Raw genomic sequence first — 18,280 nt, 5'->3', positions numbered from 1 at the left:
GGCGTGCGTCAAGCACGCGTAGCGGCCTGCTTGTGCTCCAGAGCAAACTCTTCTTCCGGAGACAGGATCAGGCGATGCCGGCCAACCAGTGCGAAGTAAGCAATGGCAATGGCAAACCATACGGCCACCCAGACAACACCCTTTGAGAAGTTAGGGTCCTGAACCTGATACAGCAGGGTTACGACAGCAATGATGATGGTCAGCACGGCTCCTGGAATACCCACCGGAGAACGGAATGGCCGTTCAATGTGCGGCAGATTGCGGCGAAGCATGATGAACGAGATCGCCTGCATGATGTAGGAGAACATCGCACCAAACACCGCCATGTTCAGCAGCACGCTGCCGATGATGCTGCCACCCTGGTCTGCGCCCAGCGAGAACCAGATTACCAGCATGACGCTGAGGCCCACGAGAGCGCCGGTCAGCATTGCAACATGCGGTGTCTTGAACTTCGGATGAGTGACAGAAAGTGCTGTCGGGAAGTATCCGGCACGCGACAGCGAATAGATCTGGCGTCCCTGCGCATAAAGGATCGTGTGGAAGCTGGCGATCAGACCGGTCAAGGCAACGAGACCGAGCAGAACCACGCCACCGTCACCATAGACGGCCTTGAAACCATCTAGCAGCGGCTCAAGCGACGAACCGAGATGGAAGGCACCCACGCCTGGCAGCGATGGGTTGAGCAGCACGATCATGAATGCCGAAATCATCAGAGTGATAATGCCGAGAATGATGCCCTTCGGCATATCACGCTTCGGATCGACAGATTCCTCGGCCGCCAGCGGCAACTGTTCGATGGCAAGGAACAACCAAACGGCAAACGGCAGCGTGGCCAGAACACCGGAAAAACCGAATGGGAAGAATGATCCATTGCCCTCTGGCAGTTCAACCGCAGCGCCATCAGGCCCGACGCCGATGTTCAATGCCCAACGCGAAAAGTCCATGTTCGGAATGGCGCTGATCCAGAAGAACACCAGAACACCGAGCGAAATCAGCGTGATGACCAGCGTTACCTTGAAGGAAAGCTCAAGCCCGAAAATGTTGAGAGCAAGAAAGATGACGTAGAACAACACCCATAAGAAGGGTGAATAGACGGGATCGAGCCCAAGGATTGAGTTCACATAGGCCGTGATGAAAGTCACGATAACGGCGGGGGTGAGAACATATTCGACGTTCTCGCAAAGGCCGGTGATAAAACCGCCCCACGGACCCATGGCCGTGCGGGCAAAGGAATAGGCCGCACCGGTATGCGGCAATGCTGGGCTCATTTCAGCAATGGAAAGAGTAAGGCCGAGATACATGACGGCGATAATCATGCCCGCAACGAGCATGCCACCCCATCCGCCGGTGGAAAACCCGAAGTTCCAGCCGGAAAAATGCCCTGAAATAACTGCGCCAACCCCAAGTGACCAAAGTGACCACACACCGGCATAGCGTGAAAGTCCTCGTTTTTCGAAATAGGAAGCGTCCGCTTTTTTATAGCTGACGCCTGCTGATGAACTGTCCATGCTCTTCTCTCCTGAAAAAGAAAAAACAGGCAGTCAGCCGGAATGGCCGATTTTGCCCCAGTTGATCGGGTGCGTTCGGAACGATTGATCCGCTAGCGCCCATGCGCATTTACTGTTCCCCTGCAGCACTCCGCGCCTTTTCGGCTGTCTGAACGTGCGGCAGTATTTCAAATGTTCTTATTGCGAGTGCGGATCTTTGCCCGTCATCTCCCCAGATTGTTTCACCGTGCCAACGACGACAGTGCCTGTTTCACAAGTCCCGCCACAAAATCCGCGGCAGCTTCCTGCTCCTTTTCATCCCTGATGAGATCGTTGCGAATTTCGATCATCACGTTGAGCAAACCTTCCGGCAGTGCGTGCAGGCGCAATGTGTGCGTCACGCCATCTTCCGGTCCGTAAGGCTGGTTTCTTTCCACCTGATAGGGCTTACCCCCATCAGGAGAATCACTGTTTGCCGCCGCCAGCATTCCGTCGGCCAGACGGCTGTCGACATCATGAAGAATGCCGACCTGAACCTCACGGAGCTGGCCGTAATAAACAGGCGTGAAGCTATGAATGGTTACGATGACAGGCTGACGCCCCTGCGACAGGCGGGCGGCAATAATGTCATCCACCTGCTCGTGGAACGGCATGTAAACCGCCGATGTGCGGGCAAAACGCTCGGCATCGGAAATCTGCCGATTACCCGGTATTTCATAAATCTCGCTGGAAGACGGCATTGCTGCCACGGATTCCGGCGGGCGGTTGCAGTCGTAAATCAGCCGGGAATATCGTTGATAAACAAGGGTTGCATCAAGCTTGCCCACCAGCAGTCTGGAGACCGCCAGTGCGCCTGGGTCCCAGGCAATGTGGCTGGACAGCACATTGGCATCCAAGCCTAGCGTGCCAAAATACTCCGGAATTTCCCGTGACGCATGTTCGCAGATCAATAGCACATCACCGACAGCATCCGCGTTTTCCACGGCGACAGTGTCACCCTCAGCATCAGTGAAAAACCGTGAACGCAAAGTCATGCAAAGAACCCCGCCAGATCATGCCACGTCCCCACGCAGCAAGAAAAGAATTCTTCACCATTCACATTCTGTCAATGAAATTCTGAAAGAATCTTTTCAAGTTTTCGATTGACTCCCCCAACATCCCCATTGTTAATCTGCAAATCCAGACCGGCAAAAAGACCGGAGGGGGAACAATTTGCAAAGTGCAGCGGCAACCGTATCGGATGTCATCCATAGCCATTATGAAAACCTGACGAGAGCTGAAAAACAGCTCGCGGAAAGCTTGCTTGCTAACTACCCCGTCTCAGGACTGGGCAGCATAACCACGGTCGCGGAAAACGCTGGCGTCTCCACGCCAACCGTTGTGCGTATGGTGCAGAAGCTTGGCTTCAAGGGATATCCGGAATTTCAGGCAAGGTTGCATCAGGAGCTGGAAGCGACGATTTCCGGGCCGATCGCCAAACATGACCGTTGGGCATCCAATGCTCCCGGCCTGCACATTCTCAACCGCTTCGCTGATGCCATTACCAGCAACCTGCGCGACACGTTGAGCGATCTCGACACCGCCTCTTTCGACAATGCCGCTGCGCTGCTGGCCGACCGTAAGCGCAGCCTCTATTTCGTGGGTGGCCGTATCACAGGATCGATCGCGGAATATTTCTTCACCCATATGCAGGTCATCCGCCCGAAAACGACGCTGATGTCGTCCAACTCCAGCTCATGGCCGCAATATATGCTGAACATGAGCGCCGGTGACGTGCTGGTGATCTTCGACATCAGGCGTTACGAACATGACATGGCGACCCTTGCAGAGGTTGCCCATGCCAATGGCGTCAGCATTCTGCTGTTTACCGACCAATGGACCTCCCCTGTCGCAAAACATGCACTGCATACGTTTAGGGTGCGGATCGAAGCGCCGTCCGCGTGGGATTCGTCCGTTGTTACCCTGTTCGTTGTTGAAGCCCTGATCGAAGCCGTTCAGAGCCGTTCATGGGACGAAACAAAGGAACGCATGAACGCGCTGGAAGGACTTTTCGAGCAGACACGTCTGTTCCGCAGACCCGACAGAACATGAACATCAGTCAGAATGCATATTCCTTGACGAAAATTGCATCTGCTGCTTGGATAACCTTACAACGCTTCCGGCGCGTGATGGGGAGAAGATAAGCCGGAATAGACGCCTTGAAATTTTTCACTGAACAAAAAAATATTTTTCCGCTCCATGGGTTGCAACAAAACGCAAAGATGGCGGAAAAAAGGCGAAAAGCGGCGGAATCCGGATAAGGGCAACGCAATCTGATCGTCACATTAAGTTCACGTAACGGAAGTATCAGCGTCCGCCGACGCCTGAGAAACACGAAGAGGAGAAAAAAGTGATCTCTAACAGCCGCCGCCTGCTAGCACTGTCTACAGCCATTGTGATCGCCTCCACGGCCGTCGCATCTGCTCAGCCAAGTGCAGAACTCATCGAAGCAGCCAAGAAGGAAGGCATGCTTACTACGGTCGCACTGCCACACGACTGGTGTGGTTATGGCGATGTCATCGCAGCCTTCAAAGCCAAGTATCCAGAGATCACCGTCAACGAACTGAACCCAGACGCCGGTTCCGCTGACGAAATCGAAGCCATCAAGGCAAACAAGGACAACAAGGGTCCGCAGGCTCCTGACGTTATCGACGTCGGTCTGGCTTTCGGTCCACAGGCAAAGGCTGAAGGGCTGTTGCAGCCTTACAAGGTTTCCACCTGGGACGAAATTCCAAACGAAGTTAAGGATGCCGAAGGTTACTGGTACGGCGACTACTACGGCGTTATGTCCATCATGGTGAACAAGGATCTCGTATCCAACGTTCCAACCGACTGGGCTGATCTGCTGAAGCCGGAATATGCTGGCCAGGTTGCTCTTGCTGGTGACCCACGTGCTTCCAACCAGGCTATCCTCAGCGTTCTGGCTGCTGGTCTTGCTTCCGATGCCAAGTCTGGCAAGGACGCCGGCGAAGCTGGCCTGAAGTACTTTGCAGAACTCAACAAGGCTGGCAACTTCGTACCAGTTATCGGCAAGGCCGGTACGCTGGCACAGGGCGCAACCCCGATCGTCATCGCGTGGGACTACAATGCTCTGTCCTGGGCAAAGACACTGAATGGCAACCCTCCGACAGAAGTTGTCGTTCCTGCCAAGGGCGTTCTGGCTGGCGTTTACGTACAGGGTATCTCGGCTTACGCGCCACACCCGAACGCTGCCAAGCTTTGGATGGAACACCTGTATTCTGACGAAGGTCAGCTCGGCTGGTTGAAGGGCTTCTGCCACCCGATCCGCTTCAACGCGATGGCAAAGGCCAACAAGATCCCTCAGGATCTGCTTGATGCCCTGCCACCAGCAGCTGCTTACGAAAAGGCATACTTCCCAACCCTTCAGGAAGTTGACGACAACAAGGCCGCTGTAACAGCTGGCTGGGACAGCGTTGTCGGCGCAAACGTTCAGTAAGCATTGATACAAGCCGCCCCGGCCATTGCGTGCTGGGGCGGTTTTTATAAAATTGAAACAAGAGACCGCATCAACTGCGGCGTTTGGGGCACACGGCATGTCATCAGCCAACACTGGCGCGACCCGGCAGACAAGCAAGCGACCTCGTCTTCCGCTTGATTGGCTGGGCGTTGTTCCTTTTCTTATATTCGTTGTTCTTTTCCTGTTTTTGCCGACGATGAAAATCGTCATTGGCGCTTTTCAAAATCCTGATGGCAGTTTTACGCTGGATAATATCAAGGGACTCTACACGCCCTCGATTATCGCCGCCTACTGGATTTCCATCAAAATCAGCATCGCCTCGGCCCTTCTCGGCTGCCTGATCGGTTTTGGTGTGGCCGCAGCCGTTGTGCTGGGTGGCCTGCCCAACTGGATCCGTAGCCCGCTGCTGACATTTTCCGGTGTTGCTTCGCAGTTCGCCGGTGTGCCACTGGCCTTCGCCTTCATCGCCACACTCGGCCCTGTTGGTCTCGTCACGGTTTTCCTGAAAACACAGCTCGGTCTTGACCTACGCCTCATGGGCTTCAACCTGCTGTCGTTCTGGGGCCTGACGATCACCTATCTGTTTTTCCAGATTCCGCTGATGATCCTCATCATTACCCCTGCCCTGGATGGCCTGAAGCGCGAATGGCGCGAAGCCGCCGAAATCCTCGGCGCCAGCGGTTTCCAATACTGGCGCATGGTGGCATTCCCCATCCTGCTACCGTCCATTCTTGGTACCATGTCGCTGCTGTTTGCCAACGCGTTTGGCGCTGTTGCAACAGCTATAGCACTGACCGGCTCGTCGCTCAGCATCGTGCCTATTCTGTTGTTTGCGCAGATCCGTGGCGACGTTCTCGGTAACCCGCATCTGGGTTACGCACTTGCATTCGGCATGATCGTGCTGACCGGCATTGCCAACGCGCTTTATATCTGGCTGCGCGCCCGCAGTGAAAGGTGGCTGAAATGAAGCGTATTTTCGCCTGGGGTGCGCTGGTTTTCGGCATTCTATATTTTGCCCTGCCGCTGATCGGCATGACAAACTTCTCCATGAAAATGCGGCGCGGCGAATATTCCTTCGACGCTTACGCCAAGGTGCTTGGCGATCCGCGTTTTCAGGAAACCTTCAGCTATTCTGTCATGATGGCGCTTTTCACGATCGTGTTCGGCGTGTTGCTGGTGGTTCCGACTGCCTATTGGGTGCGTCTTAAACTGCCAGCGCTTCGCCCTTACGTCGAATTCGTCACGCTGCTGCCACTGGTTATTCCAGCCATCGTTATCGTATTCGGTTACATCCGCCTTTACAACACCTCGAGCTGGCTGCCGCTGACCGGTTCCGCCTTCGGCACCGACCTGTTATTGATGTTCGGCTATGCAATACTTGCTTTGCCCTACATGTATCGTGCTGTCGATACGGGTCTGCGTACCATCGATATCGGCACACTGACTGAAGCCGCCCAGAGCCTGGGTGCGGGATGGTTTACCATCCTGTCGCGCATCATCCTGCCAAATGTGCTGGTTGCCGTTCTGTCAGGCGCATTCCTGACCTTTGCCATCGTCATTGGTGAATTCACCATGGCAGCGCTTTTGAACCGCCCCGCCTTCGGACCTTACATGCAGTTGCTCGGCGCCAACCGCGCTTATGAGCCTGCCGCCCTTGCCGTAATTTCCTTCGGCATTACATGGGGTTGCCTTGGTCTGATCCAACTCGTCTCACGCTACCAGAAGGGCGCGCCTCCAAAGGCCTGAGGAAGATTTTATGAGCTTTTTGACACTTCAGAACATTAAAAAATCTTTTGGCCCGGTGCAGGTCGTCCATGACTTCAACATGGCGATCGAAAAAGGTGAGTTCATCTCGTTCCTCGGCCCATCGGGATGCGGCAAGACCACCATCCTGCGCATGATCGCCGGTTTCGAGACACCGAGCGACGGCGACATCGTCATCAACGGTCGCAACCAGACGACATTGCGGCCGAACCAGCGCAACATTGGCATGGTGTTTCAGGCCTACGCTCTATTTCCAAACATGAACGTGTTTGAAAACGTTGCATTCGGCCTCAAGGTCGCCGGTAAGCCAAAGAGCGAGATCGACACACGCGTCAAGGAAATGCTGGCGCTCATTCACCTCGAACATCTGGCTGACCGTTACCCATACCAAATGTCCGGTGGTCAGCAGCAGCGTGTTGCCTTGGCCCGTGCTCTTGCGCCAAAGCCGGAAGTGCTGCTGCTCGACGAACCGCTCTCGGCTCTCGACGCCAAGATCCGCGTGTCGCTGCGTGAAGAAATTCGCCAGATCCAACGTCAGCTTGGCATCACCACCATTTTCGTGACCCACGATCAAGAAGAGGCCCTGTCCATTTCCGACCGTATCGTGGTGATGAATGCTGGGCGTGCAGACCAGATCGGCACGCCGTTTGAGGTTTACAACAAGCCGGAAACCCGCTTCGTGGCGTCCTTCGTTGGCACGCTCAACATTCTCGAGGCAACGGTGGTTGATCCGGCCAGCGCCACGGTCAAGATCGGCGAAACGACCCTGAAGTTGGCAGAACCGATTGCCACTCACAAACAGGGCGACAAGATTTCGCTGGCGCTTCGCCCGGAAGCAGGAACGCTGTCTGCATCGGAAAACAAGGACTCGTCGATTTCCGGAAAGGTGCTGAGCAGCAACTTCCTCGGCTCGGTCATCCGTACCCGTCTGGATGTCGCTGGCCACAAGATCTCGTTCGACATGTTCAATAATCCCGGCATGCAGCCACCAGAACATGATTCTGTCGTGACCTTGTATTTCGACGCACGCGACCTTCTCGTTATCCGCGAGTAGGAAATACAATCGATTTAAACAGACTTTGCGCCGCTTTTGTTCACCATCGGGCAAAAGCGGCCAGAAACCGCTTGTAATCCCCCTGACGATGCCCCATTCAACCGCCCGGACAGTGAGTTTCAGACATTCCGCCCATGCCACCATGCGCCGGACAGTCTCCTCAATGTTGTATGCGCAATCCATTGCCATGACATAATTCAAACGAGCGGCGGGTTGCGTGGGGTCACCTACGAAGAGAACGGCATCATCATGTCTCCCACCACGACACCGGCGGCTGCCCGCCCCCTGAATTCACAGGATTACCGTACACTCGGCCTGTCCGCCCTTGGCGGCGCGCTTGAGTTTTACGACTTCATCATTTTCGTCTTTTTCGCCACCGTCATCGGCCACCTGTTTTTCCCGGCCGACATGTCGGACTCGGTGATCATGATCCAGACCTTCGGCATTTTTGCTGCCGGTTATCTGATCCGCCCGATCGGTGGCATCGTACTTGCCCATTTCGGTGACCGTTATGGCCGCAAGCGTGTGTTTGCTTTCTCCATTCTGCTGATGGCGCTTTCGACGCTCGGCATGGCGCTGATGCCAACCTATGCATCAATTGGCATTGCTGCACCGATCATGCTGGTTATCCTGCGCATGTTGCAGGGCGCTGCCATTGGTGGCGAAGTGCCGGGCGCCTGGACATTCGTGTCTGAACACGTGCCATTCCGCCGTGTTGGCCTCGCCTGCGGTTTCCTGACCTCCGGCCTGTCGCTCGGCATCATGCTCGGTTCGCTCATTGCGACCGCCATCAACAGCATTTTCACGCCTGACGAAGTTGCCGCTTACGCCTGGCGCATTCCGTTCTTCATTGGCGGCATCTTCGGCCTTGTTGCCGTTTACCTGCGCCGTTGGCTCGAAGAGACCCCGATCTTCAACGAAATGAAGAAATCGAAGTCGCTGTCGCGTGACCTGCCACTTGGCACCGTTTTGAAGAACCACAGACGCGGCGTCATCATTTCTGCCCTGCTGACGTGGGTTTTATCTGCGGCAATCGTCGTCACGACACTGATGACCGCTACCTTCCTGCAGAAGCTTTATGGCTACTCGGCGCTTGAATCACTGGCTGCCACCAGCTTTGGAACGCTGTTCCTGATCATCGGTGTCATTTTGGCTGGTGCACTGGTCGACAAGATTGGCAGTGGCCGTTTCTTCATGGGCGCCAGCGTGTTCTTCGGCATTGCCACTTTCACGTTCTACAGCTTTGCCGGTACCTCGCTTACCGCCCTTTTTGGCCTTTACGCGGTTATGGGCTTCTCGGTCGGCATCGTCGGCGCAGTACCATACGTGATGGTCCGTGCCTTCCCGGCATCGGTACGTTTCTCCGGCATGTCCTTCGCCTACAATGTCTCCTACGCGATCTTTGGCGGCCTGACACCAGTCGCCGTCACGACCGCGCTGGCTTACACCCCGATGGCTCACGCCTGGTATCTGGTATTCATCGCCGTTCTGGCCTTTGCCATTGGTGTCTACCTGCATCTGCGTGGTGACGAGGTGGAAAGCCATGTCGGCATCGAGGAACTGGAAACACTGCGCGCCTGAGAAGGCCGCCGCCTCGCCGTCCCAAAAGGCGGGACGAACACAGTCTTTTAGACAACAAAAAAGGCGCAAAGTTTTTCGCGCCTTTTTCTTTTCCTTCAATGCCTTGTCGAGAAAGCCGGACTCAGATCATCAACGGCCTGACGCAAACTCTCAGGCCGCATTTTCCACGTCGTCGTCGCCATTGGCCGGCACATAGTTCAGCACCGGTCCAAGCCAACGCTCAACCTCGACAACCGGCATGCCCTTGCGCGCCGCATAGTCGTGAACCTGATCGCGCTCTACCTTGGCAACGCCGAAATAGTAGCTTTCAGGATGGCCGATATAAATGCCAGACACGGAAGAACCCGGCCACATGGCGTAGCTCTCGGTCAACTCGACACCGGCGGCATTTGTCGCGTCCAAAAGTTCGAACAGCGTCTTCTTTTCGGTGTGATCAGGCTGGGCAGGATAACCGGGTGCCGGGCGAATACCGGCATAAGCTTCACCGACCAGATCTTCATTGCTGAGGCTCTCGTCCTTGGCATATCCCCAGAACTCCTTGCGCACACGTTCATGCATGCACTCGGCAAAGGCTTCGGCAAAACGGTCCGCCAGCGCCTTTACGAGAATGGACGAATAGTCGTCATTGGCGCGCTCAAACCGTTCGGCAATCGCCACTTCCTCGATACCAGCCGTGACAACGAAACCGCCGACATAGTCCTCAACGCCGCTGTCCTTTGGTGCCACGAAGTCAGATAGCGCCACATTCGGACGACCGTCGCGCTTGGACAACTGCTGACGCAGAGTGAAGAACGTCGCCAATTCCTCCGCGCGGCTTTCATCGGTAAACAAGCGGATATCGTCACCAACAGTATTGGCAGGCCAGAAACCGATAACAGCCCGCGGACGGAACCACTTCTCATCAATGATCTTCTTGAGCATAGCTTGTGCGTCAGCATAAAGCTGGCGTGCGGCTTCACCCTGCTTTTCATCGTTGAGGATCGCCGGGTAGCGGCCTTTCAGTTCCCACGTCTGGAAGAACGGAGTCCAGTCGATGTAACGCGACAATTCCTCAAGGTCGTAGCTATCGAACACCTTGGTGCCATAGAACTGCGGTTTGACCGGCTTGTAATCGCTCCAGTCAACCTTGTGGGCATTATCACGGGCACGCTGCAACGGTAGGCGCAGCTTCTCACGCTCGTTACGGGCATGGGCTTCGGCAACTTTGGCGTATTCACCGCGAATACCATCGATATAGGCAGGCTTCTGCTCGTTGGACAGCAGCGCCGACACCACACCCACGGCACGCGAAGCATCGGTGACGTAAATCGCCTGCCCCTTCTCATAACGCGGGTGGATCTTCACGGCCGTGTGCACACGGCTGGTGGTTGCGCCACCGATCAGCAGTGGGATGTCAAAACCCTGCCGCTCCATTTCGGCAGCGACATGCACCATCTCGTCCAGTGACGGCGTGATAAGACCGGAAAGACCGATGACATCCACCTTCTCGGCAATCGCCGTTTCCAGAATTTTCGAGGTCGGCACCATCACGCCAAGATCAATGATCTCGTAGTTGTTGCAGGCCAGCACGACGCCGACAATGTTCTTGCCGATATCGTGTACGTCGCCCTTCACGGTCGCCATCAGCACCTTGCCGGCAGCACTGCGTTCAGAGCCACCATTCAGACGCTTCTCTTCTTCCATGTATGGCAGCAACACGGCCACGGCCTGTTTCATGACGCGGGCGGATTTCACCACCTGCGGCAGGAACATCTTGCCGGCACCAAACAGGTCACCCACCACATTCATGCCGGCCATCAGCGGGCCTTCGATAACGTGCAGCGGACGCTCGGCGTTCTGGCGTGCTTCTTCGGTATCGGTATCGATATAGTCGGTGATGCCATTGACCAGCGCATGGGACAGACGCTTTTCAACCGGCAGCTCACGCCAGGACAAGTCCTGCACCTTGGCTTCCTTGGCACCAGAGCCACGGAAGCGTTCCGCAATTTCCAGCAGTCGCTCAGTGGCATCGTCACGACGGTTCAGCACCACGTCTTCACAGGCGTCACGCAGTTCAGCGTCGATATTGTCGTAGACAGCCAGCTGGCCGGCATTGACGATACCCATGTCCATGCCAACCTGAATGGCGTGATACAGGAACACCGCATGCATGGCTTCGCGCACCGGCTCATTTCCACGGAACGAGAAGGACAGGTTGGAAACACCGCCGGAGATATGTGTCAGCGGCATGGTCTTGCGGATGGTCTCTGTCGCCTGAATGAAGTCGACACCGTAATTATTGTGCTCTTCAATACCGGTTGCCACCGCAAACACGTTCGGATCGAAGATGATGTCTTCCGGCAGCAGACCAGCCTTTTCGGTCAGCAACTTGTAAGCACGGCTGCAAATCTCGACCTTGCGCTGATAGGTATCGGCCTGGCCAACTTCGTCAAACGCCATAACAACTACGGCAGCACCGTAATTGCGTACCAACCGTGCCTGCTCGAGAAACTTCTCCTCGCCTTCCTTCAGCGAGATGGAGTTGACGATGGACTTGCCCTGAACGCACTTCAGACCAGCTTCGATGATCTCGAATTTCGACGAATCGATCATGACAGGAACGCGGGCAATATCCGGTTCAGCAGCAATCAGGTTCAGGAACTCGACCATGGCCTTCTGGCTGTCGATCAGGCCCTCATCCATGTTGATGTCGATGACCTGCGCACCGTTTTCCACCTGATCGCGGGCAACGGTAAGTGCTGCCGTATAATCACCAGCGGTAATCAGCTTGCGGAAACGCGCCGAGCCGGTCACGTTGGTACGCTCACCGACGTTGACGAACGGAATGTCCTTTGTCAGCACGAAAGGCTCAAGGCCAGACAGCGACATGAAGGACCTGTGCTCAGGCACCTGGCGCGGCTTGTGGCCCTTTACGGCTTCGGCAATGGCGCGGATATGGTCAGGCGTCGAACCACAGCAACCGCCGACAATATTGACCAGACCGTCGCGTGCAAAACCTTCAACCTGCTTTGCCATCATCTCGGGCGTTTCGTCATACTGGCCAAATTCGTTTGGCAGGCCAGCATTCGGATAGGCGCAGATGAAGGTATCCGCAACGTCAGACAATTCCTGCAAATGCGGACGCATGGCGTTGGCACCAAGCGCGCAGTTCAGGCCGATGGTGAAGGGATTTGCGTGACGCACCGAGTTCCAGAACGCCGACGGCGTCTGCCCGGACAGCGTGCGGCCCGAAAGATCGGTGATCGTACCTGATATCATTACCGGCAAATAAATGCCCTTGGCAGCAAAACGCTCCTGGCAGGCGAAAATTGCTGCCTTCGCGTTCAGCGTGTCGAAGATCGTTTCTATCAGGATGATGTCAGAACCACCATCGATCAGACCATCGATCTGCTCGCCATAGGCAAGACGCAGATCATCGAAGGTCACGGCGCGGTAACCGGGATTGTTAACATCAGGGGAAATGGAGGCGGTACGGTTGGTCGGGCCGATGGCACCAGCCACGAAACGACGCTTGCCATCTTCGCGTTCGGCGCGCTGCGCAGCACGGCGCACGACGGCTGCACCTTCACGGTTCAGGTCATAAACAGCACCTTCCATCTCGTAGTCAGCCTGCGCGATGCTGGTTGACGAGAAGGTATTGGTTTCCAGAATATCGGCACCGGCAATCGCATAGCGATAATGAATGTCTTCAATCGCACTTGGCTGGGTCAGAATAAGAAGGTCGTTATTGCCCTTCTGATGGCAGGCGCAACCAATGAACCGGTTGCCACGGAAGTCGTCTTCCTCAAATCCCAGCCCCTGGATCTGCGTGCCCATAGCACCATCAAGGATGAGGATACGCTCACGCGCTGCCTGTTGAAGGGCTTTCAGAATTTCTGCGCCATCCTGGCGACCACCTTCTGCGCCGAACACTTCGTCAAACACGGGCACTCTCCTCATTCCAGCTTGCGGTATCGCAAGCATCAACTCACATAAAGATATGTTTATGTCAATATATCTTCAAGGCATAGCTATGGTTTCACATGATGTCGCATCATAAGAGAATGCTCTTCTGCGTGACAGCCAATAGATGAGCAGATATAGCTTTCCCCAACATGGAGGAAGACAATGCCGAAGGCCGAAACACTCTCTGCGAACTGGAGCACCCTGCCCCTGCACAGGCAATGGCTGTTGAAACAGGCGGATGGATTGCATGATTTCTTTCAATATCGTGCCGTCAATCCCAAGGGTGGTTTCTTCGATCTGAACGCCAGTGGCGCGCCTTTGCAGCCGGAAAACCCGGTTCGCGGCATTCACGCCTCTGCCCGCATGGTGCATTGTTTCGCCATTGGCCATTTGCTCGGTCGCCCCGGCTGCGGCGATATCATCGACCATGGCATGACCTATCTGTGGGAAAACCACCGTGACACACAGCATGGCGGTTATTTCTGGCAGGTCGATGACAACGGTCCGGTCGATTCGAGCAAGCAGGGTTACGGCCACGCATTTGTACTGCTGGCCGCTTCCTCCGCCAAGGTGGTCGGCCACCCGCTGGCAGATGCCATGCTCGCCGATGTGACCGAGGTTTTGGAGACCCGCTTCTGGGAAGAAAAACACGGCGCCATCAATGAGGAGTTCAACCGCGACTGGTCACCTATCGAAGCCTATCGCGGCCAGAACTCCAACATGCACCTGACCGAAGCGCTCATGGCGGCCTATGAGGTGACCGGCGAACGAAGCTATCTCGACAAGGCCGAGCGCATTGCCGACCTCATCATCAACCGCTGCGCCCGCGCGTTGGATTTCCGCGTGCCTGAGCATTTCGATGACAACTGGACGCTGAACAAGGATTATCGCGGCAACGAAATGTTCCGTCCTTCCGGCTCCACGCCCGGCCACTGGCTGGAATGGGCACGCCTCATCCTGCAATTATGGGTGCTGGGTGAGCGCAAACACGACTGGATGCCGCTTGCAGCCCAATCCCTGTTCGTGCAGTCCATGGCTCTTGGCTGGGACAGACAACAAGGTGGCTTCTTCTATACGCTGGACTGGGGCAATGTTCCCGCCAAGACGGAAAAGCTCTGGTGGCCAATGTGTGAGGCAGCCGGTGCTGCCCACTTCCTCAATGAAAATCTGCCGGCTGACGCGTTTTATGAGGACAGCTATCGCAAGATTTGGAGCACCATTGCCAACCGCTTCATCGACCACAACAATGGCGGCTGGCATGAGGAACTGACCGAAAACCTCGTTCCGGCCAATACGCTGTTCCCCGGCAAAGGCGACATTTACCACGCGCTGCAGGCCTGCCTCATTCCGCTGTTCCCAGCTGATGGCAGCCTGACCAAGGTTATTGCCGAAAAAGGTGCCCGGTTCTGAATTGATTCCGGATAACAAAAGTGCCGCGTTCCTTAGAAACACGGCACTTTTTTATGAGTAAGATTTAAAATCCGATGCTTTCTTCAAACTCATCCCAGGATTCGTACATTGCATAACGACCAATGCCGGGGATCGGCACATGACCGTAATAAGGTGACAGCTGGAATTCGGAAAATATCTCGCTTTTCCCGGCAACGGCACCAACATACATGGCAGACACCAGCCCGGTGCGGTTGGCACCATGCTCACAATGAATGAGAATGGGCTTTTCAGCGTTTTTCATGATTTCTACCAGAAGCTCAGAATCATCCTGCGTCAGCTTTTCCTTGGAACTGAGCGGAAAATCGACCAGACGAATACCGTGTGCCTTGGCCGCTTCGCTTTCGGCGTCATACCAGGCTTCGCGTTTCTCATCCCGTAGATTGATGATGGTCTTGATGCCGTAGGTTTCGGCATATGAGGTAATATCCTTGCCGCTTGGCTGTGCCGAGCGATAAAGCTCACCCGGCAGCACTTCATGGAAATTCCCGATCAACTGATTGATGCCCATATGGGCGCCGGTCAAAACAGGCAATGCGACCAGACAAACAGCCGCAATTTTTGCAATTTTCAAAATTCGCACAAACATACACTCATATACGCACGCAACAATGGCGCTTACTTGTCAGCGCACAGGCGATAAAACAAGTAAGCCATGGTTGCATTCAACGGCGTAGAGGCGTCACGATTGCGTGATGTTTTCGCCTTGGTTCCACTCGGGTAGTGGGAAAACGCGGTCATAACCCCAATTGAAAACAAATGCATAGACCATGTAAAACAGTGCGAAAGCCGCATCCATCACAAACGCTGCCCAGAGTGTGATGCCGAGATATGTCGCAATGAACGGCAACAGCACGACAAGCAGACCTGCCTCAAACAGCACCGTGTGCAGTACACGGATCGGAATGGTCTTTTCGGTCGTGCCGCGCCAGCGCGTCATCAGTACATCGAAAGACAGATTGTAAACGTAGTTCCACAGGGTGGCGAGCGTTGCACCGACAACTGCGATAACACCAATGTCTTCGATAGGTTTGTTGAACACCAGCGCGCCCAAAGGCGTAACCAGCAAAAGACCGATGATTTCGAAACTGATGGCGTGACGGATTCTGTCGCGAACGGAGCGCATGATATTCACCTGCGGGTGCTACCGGGTCGTCCCGATCAATCTTCCCGTTATGGGGGAGGCCGTCCTCTCTTGCGCCCTAAATAGGATATGATGTCGTAAATGCAACTGCTTTTCTTTGGCGAAAAGTCTGAGACAAGCGCGGGACAAACAGCGCCACGAACAGACAAAGGGCAACGGTAAACCGCTGCCCCTCGCCGCTAAAAGATTACTGTTCCAGCGCAAATGTCAGGTTTACAGTCACGGTATAGGTGTTTTCACCAGCCGCGATCGGTACGCCCGCATCCATTTCTTTCATCATGGCTGCGCGCACCATTGGCTGCGCCATCGGGCGTGGCATGTTTTCATTGATTTCAATGATACGGCCAAGCTTTACGCCAGCGGCTGCAGCAAGGGTCTTGGCTTTTTCAACCGCATTGGCAACGGCTGCCTTGCGTGCCTCCTCAACCGTCGCATCCGGTTTGTCATTGGTGAAGCTGATATCGCCACCCTGATTGATACCAAGCTTGACCGAGGTATCCATGATGCCGCCAAGCTTTGCCAAATCGCGCACCCGCACTGTCAGGCCGTTGCTAACCTGATAACCGATGATCTCAGGCGCAACATAAACGCCATCCTTTGGCTCAACCTGCTTGTAGAGCGGCTGAATGGAGAAGTTGCTGGTCTGCAGATCCTTGTCGTCAATCTTGTCAGCCTTCAGTGCTTTCAAGACTTCGGCCAGTGCCTTGCTGTTGGCATCGAGAGCTGCCGCGGCAGTGTCAGCCTGCTTAACAACGCTGAAGGAGAGAATCGCCATGTCAGGCACGATTGCCGCCTGGCCTTCGCCCGAAACATTGATAACTGCTTCGCGTGGCGTGGAGGCCTGCGCAAAGGCAACACTTGCACCCATGGGCAGTGTCGAAAAAGTCGTGAATGCCGCCAGAATCAAAGCAGTACGGGCATTTTTAGCAATCATGGAATGTCTCCTCATTATTGGATGCACCAAATCGTTGCAAGTTTGAGCGCATCACTATCCTGTGGCAATAGATTGTGAAGCCTTTACGGCAATGGCTTGTAGGTTCCCACAAATTGGTTTAGAGCCATTTTTGCGCCGATATGAACCATTGCATCCGGCGTACATGAGCACGTGTTGCTCAGTGGGCCTGTAGCTCAATGGTTAGAGCCGGCGGCTCATAACCGCTTGGTTGGGAGTTCGAGTCTCTCCAGGCCCACCAAATTTCTCCAGAACACTTCAATATCACGTATTCTCGAAACGGGGGTGCGGAAAGTTGCGGGCTGATTTGTTGAAACGCCCCATGCCTGCCCGTGAGAGCAAAGCAAGAGGCGTTCCTTTCAGGCCATCAAGGGCGGGTGGACCAGACGGCTGATGCTGTGAAATGATTAGCGGCGGATAACCGGGCAACCACGCTCATTCGCGAAGATAACGCGGTCACGGCCGTGGCGGTCAAAACCGGCGACAACAACGCGACGCGGCGAAACGTCAACAACGCGGGCACGGCGCAAGCCCATGCGGCTTGCCTTTTCTTCTGCAAACCAAGGGGAGCAATTGTCGCGTCGACGATCGCGCTCACGCTGCCAGCCATGACCACCGCCGTGGCCACCGCCGTTGTAGATACCGAAACGAATTTCCGGACCACCGGCAGAAGCTGTCGACGCGGTCGCAGAGAAACCACCAAGAGCGATGAGTGCTGCCAGACCGGCTTTTGCAAAACTATTCAACATTGTGTTTTCTCCAATTTCCTTGAGGGTTGGACCAATAACGATCCCGCATTTCCCAAGCGGTTGAAGAGAACATAGAAAGATCAGGCTGAACGGATTCAGAACCGTCCGTTCAGCTATAGTTCATTATGATTAACTCGGACGAAAATTCGAAATAAAGGATTGATTTTCATATAAAAATAAAAAGTCACGGCGATAGGTGAAGTACGATTTCACGCCGGTGAGACTGGTCTCGATGCTCGAAAAGATAGATGCCCTGCCATGTTCCCAACGCCATTCGACCTGCTGACACGGGGATACCGATGGACACCTGTGTCAGTGCTGATTTGATGTGAGCAGGCATATCATCAGGCCCCTCCATCGTATGAACAACCCAACGCATGGAAGGGTCGTTTGATGGGGGAACAAGGCGGGCAAAAAACTCCCGCAAATCTCGCTGCACATCCGGATCGGCATTTTCTTGAATCAGCAGAGAACAGGATGTATGGCGCACGAACAGCGTCAGCAGCCCGTCCTCACCGCCACAGTCTCGTATAAAAGACGCCGCCTCACGAGTAAATTCGTAAAGCCCCTGCCCTTTGGTCGAGATCACTATGGTTTTCTGCGGCATGTATTTTTTCCTGTTTTAAAATGGAACTTAA

Annotated in this window: 15 protein-coding genes and 1 tRNA gene; 8 read left to right on the top strand and 8 right to left on the bottom strand. The window is 54.9% G+C overall.

Annotation, left to right across the window (positions count from 1 at the left end; genetic code table 11):
* Nucleotides 1-8 precede the first annotated feature (8 nt).
* A complete protein-coding gene (locus tag M2418_RS03225; protein WP_259144094.1) occupies nt 9-1,508 on the bottom strand; it encodes an amino acid permease in 1,500 nt (499 codons plus the stop codon).
* 221 nt (nt 1,509-1,729) lie between these two features.
* The gene (locus M2418_RS03220) at nt 1,730-2,521 is read right to left on the bottom strand and encodes an N-formylglutamate amidohydrolase (protein ID WP_259144091.1); all 792 of its coding nucleotides are present in this window, start codon (nt 2,519-2,521) and stop codon (nt 1,730-1,732) included.
* 178 nt (nt 2,522-2,699) lie between these two features.
* On the opposite strand from M2418_RS03220, the gene M2418_RS03215 reads away from it, so the two are divergent.
* From M2418_RS03215 to M2418_RS03190, 6 genes are all read left to right on the top strand, one after another.
* Entirely contained in the window at nt 2,700-3,578 is an 879-nt protein-coding gene (locus M2418_RS03215) for a MurR/RpiR family transcriptional regulator (protein WP_192488474.1), read from the top strand.
* 298 nt (nt 3,579-3,876) lie between these two features.
* Nucleotides 3,877-4,983 carry an ABC transporter substrate-binding protein gene (locus tag M2418_RS03210; protein WP_192488473.1) on the top strand — a complete coding sequence of 369 codons (1,107 nt, stop codon included), beginning with the start codon at nt 3,877-3,879 and terminating at the stop codon, nt 4,981-4,983.
* Between the two features lie 97 nt (nt 4,984-5,080).
* Complete coding sequence (locus M2418_RS03205) at nt 5,081-5,971, top strand: ABC transporter permease subunit (RefSeq protein WP_192488472.1); 891 nt, start codon at nt 5,081-5,083, stop codon at nt 5,969-5,971.
* Nucleotides 5,968-6,750: an iron ABC transporter permease gene (locus M2418_RS03200; RefSeq protein ID WP_192488471.1), complete on the top strand. Its 783-nt coding sequence runs from the start codon at nt 5,968-5,970 to the stop codon at nt 6,748-6,750. Before M2418_RS03205 ends, M2418_RS03200 begins: the two co-directional genes overlap by 4 nt.
* Before the next feature lie 10 nt (nt 6,751-6,760).
* The gene (locus M2418_RS03195) at nt 6,761-7,822 is read left to right on the top strand and encodes an ABC transporter ATP-binding protein (RefSeq protein ID WP_259144087.1); all 1,062 of its coding nucleotides are present in this window, start codon (nt 6,761-6,763) and stop codon (nt 7,820-7,822) included.
* 249 nt (nt 7,823-8,071) lie between these two features.
* Entirely contained in the window at nt 8,072-9,403 is a 1,332-nt protein-coding gene (locus M2418_RS03190; protein WP_259144869.1) for an MFS transporter, read from the top strand.
* Nucleotides 9,404-9,553: 150 nt separating this feature from the next.
* On the opposite strand, the gene metH is transcribed toward M2418_RS03190, so the two are convergent.
* Nucleotides 9,554-13,327, bottom strand: coding sequence for a methionine synthase (metH, locus tag M2418_RS03185; protein WP_259144085.1), 3,774 nt, complete (start codon nt 13,325-13,327; stop codon nt 9,554-9,556).
* A 183-nt stretch (nt 13,328-13,510) separates the two neighbouring features.
* Here metH and M2418_RS03180 point away from each other — a divergent pair, with 183 nt between their 5' ends.
* Complete coding sequence (locus M2418_RS03180) at nt 13,511-14,758, top strand: AGE family epimerase/isomerase (RefSeq protein WP_259144077.1); 1,248 nt, start codon at nt 13,511-13,513, stop codon at nt 14,756-14,758.
* A gap of 64 nt (nt 14,759-14,822) precedes the next feature.
* Here the strand turns inward: M2418_RS03180 and M2418_RS03175 are convergent, their stop codons facing one another.
* From M2418_RS03175 to M2418_RS03165, 3 genes are all read right to left on the bottom strand, one after another.
* A complete protein-coding gene (locus tag M2418_RS03175) occupies nt 14,823-15,386 on the bottom strand; it encodes a dual specificity protein phosphatase family protein (RefSeq protein ID WP_405049366.1) in 564 nt (187 codons plus the stop codon).
* Nucleotides 15,387-15,479: 93 nt separating this feature from the next.
* The gene (locus M2418_RS03170) at nt 15,480-15,923 is read right to left on the bottom strand and encodes a PACE efflux transporter (RefSeq protein WP_259144073.1); all 444 of its coding nucleotides are present in this window, start codon (nt 15,921-15,923) and stop codon (nt 15,480-15,482) included.
* Nucleotides 15,924-16,128: 205 nt separating this feature from the next.
* Nucleotides 16,129-16,875 carry an SIMPL domain-containing protein gene (locus tag M2418_RS03165; protein WP_405049365.1) on the bottom strand — a complete coding sequence of 249 codons (747 nt, stop codon included), beginning with the start codon at nt 16,873-16,875 and terminating at the stop codon, nt 16,129-16,131.
* A gap of 183 nt (nt 16,876-17,058) precedes the next feature.
* On the opposite strand from M2418_RS03165, the gene M2418_RS03160 reads away from it, so the two are divergent.
* Nucleotides 17,059-17,134, top strand: a tRNA-Ile gene (locus tag M2418_RS03160).
* Between the two features lie 166 nt (nt 17,135-17,300).
* Here M2418_RS03160 and M2418_RS03155 read toward each other — a convergent pair.
* Together M2418_RS03155 and M2418_RS03150 are read right to left on the bottom strand one after the other, a co-directional pair.
* Nucleotides 17,301-17,642 (bottom strand): hypothetical protein, encoded by a 342-nt coding sequence (locus tag M2418_RS03155; RefSeq protein ID WP_259144066.1) that lies wholly within the window; start codon nt 17,640-17,642, stop codon nt 17,301-17,303.
* A 184-nt stretch (nt 17,643-17,826) separates the two neighbouring features.
* Nucleotides 17,827-18,249, bottom strand: a complete 423-nt coding sequence (locus M2418_RS03150; RefSeq protein ID WP_259144064.1) for a secondary thiamine-phosphate synthase enzyme YjbQ — start codon at nt 18,247-18,249, stop codon at nt 17,827-17,829.
* Between the last annotated feature and the right edge of the window lie 31 nt (nt 18,250-18,280).

The sequence above is a fragment of the Rhizobium sp. BIGb0125 genome, from assembly GCF_024810055.1.
In the GTDB taxonomy this organism is placed as follows: Bacteria; Pseudomonadota; Alphaproteobacteria; order Rhizobiales; family Rhizobiaceae; genus Agrobacterium.
This window is presented reverse-complemented; position numbering and strand designations above follow the sequence as displayed.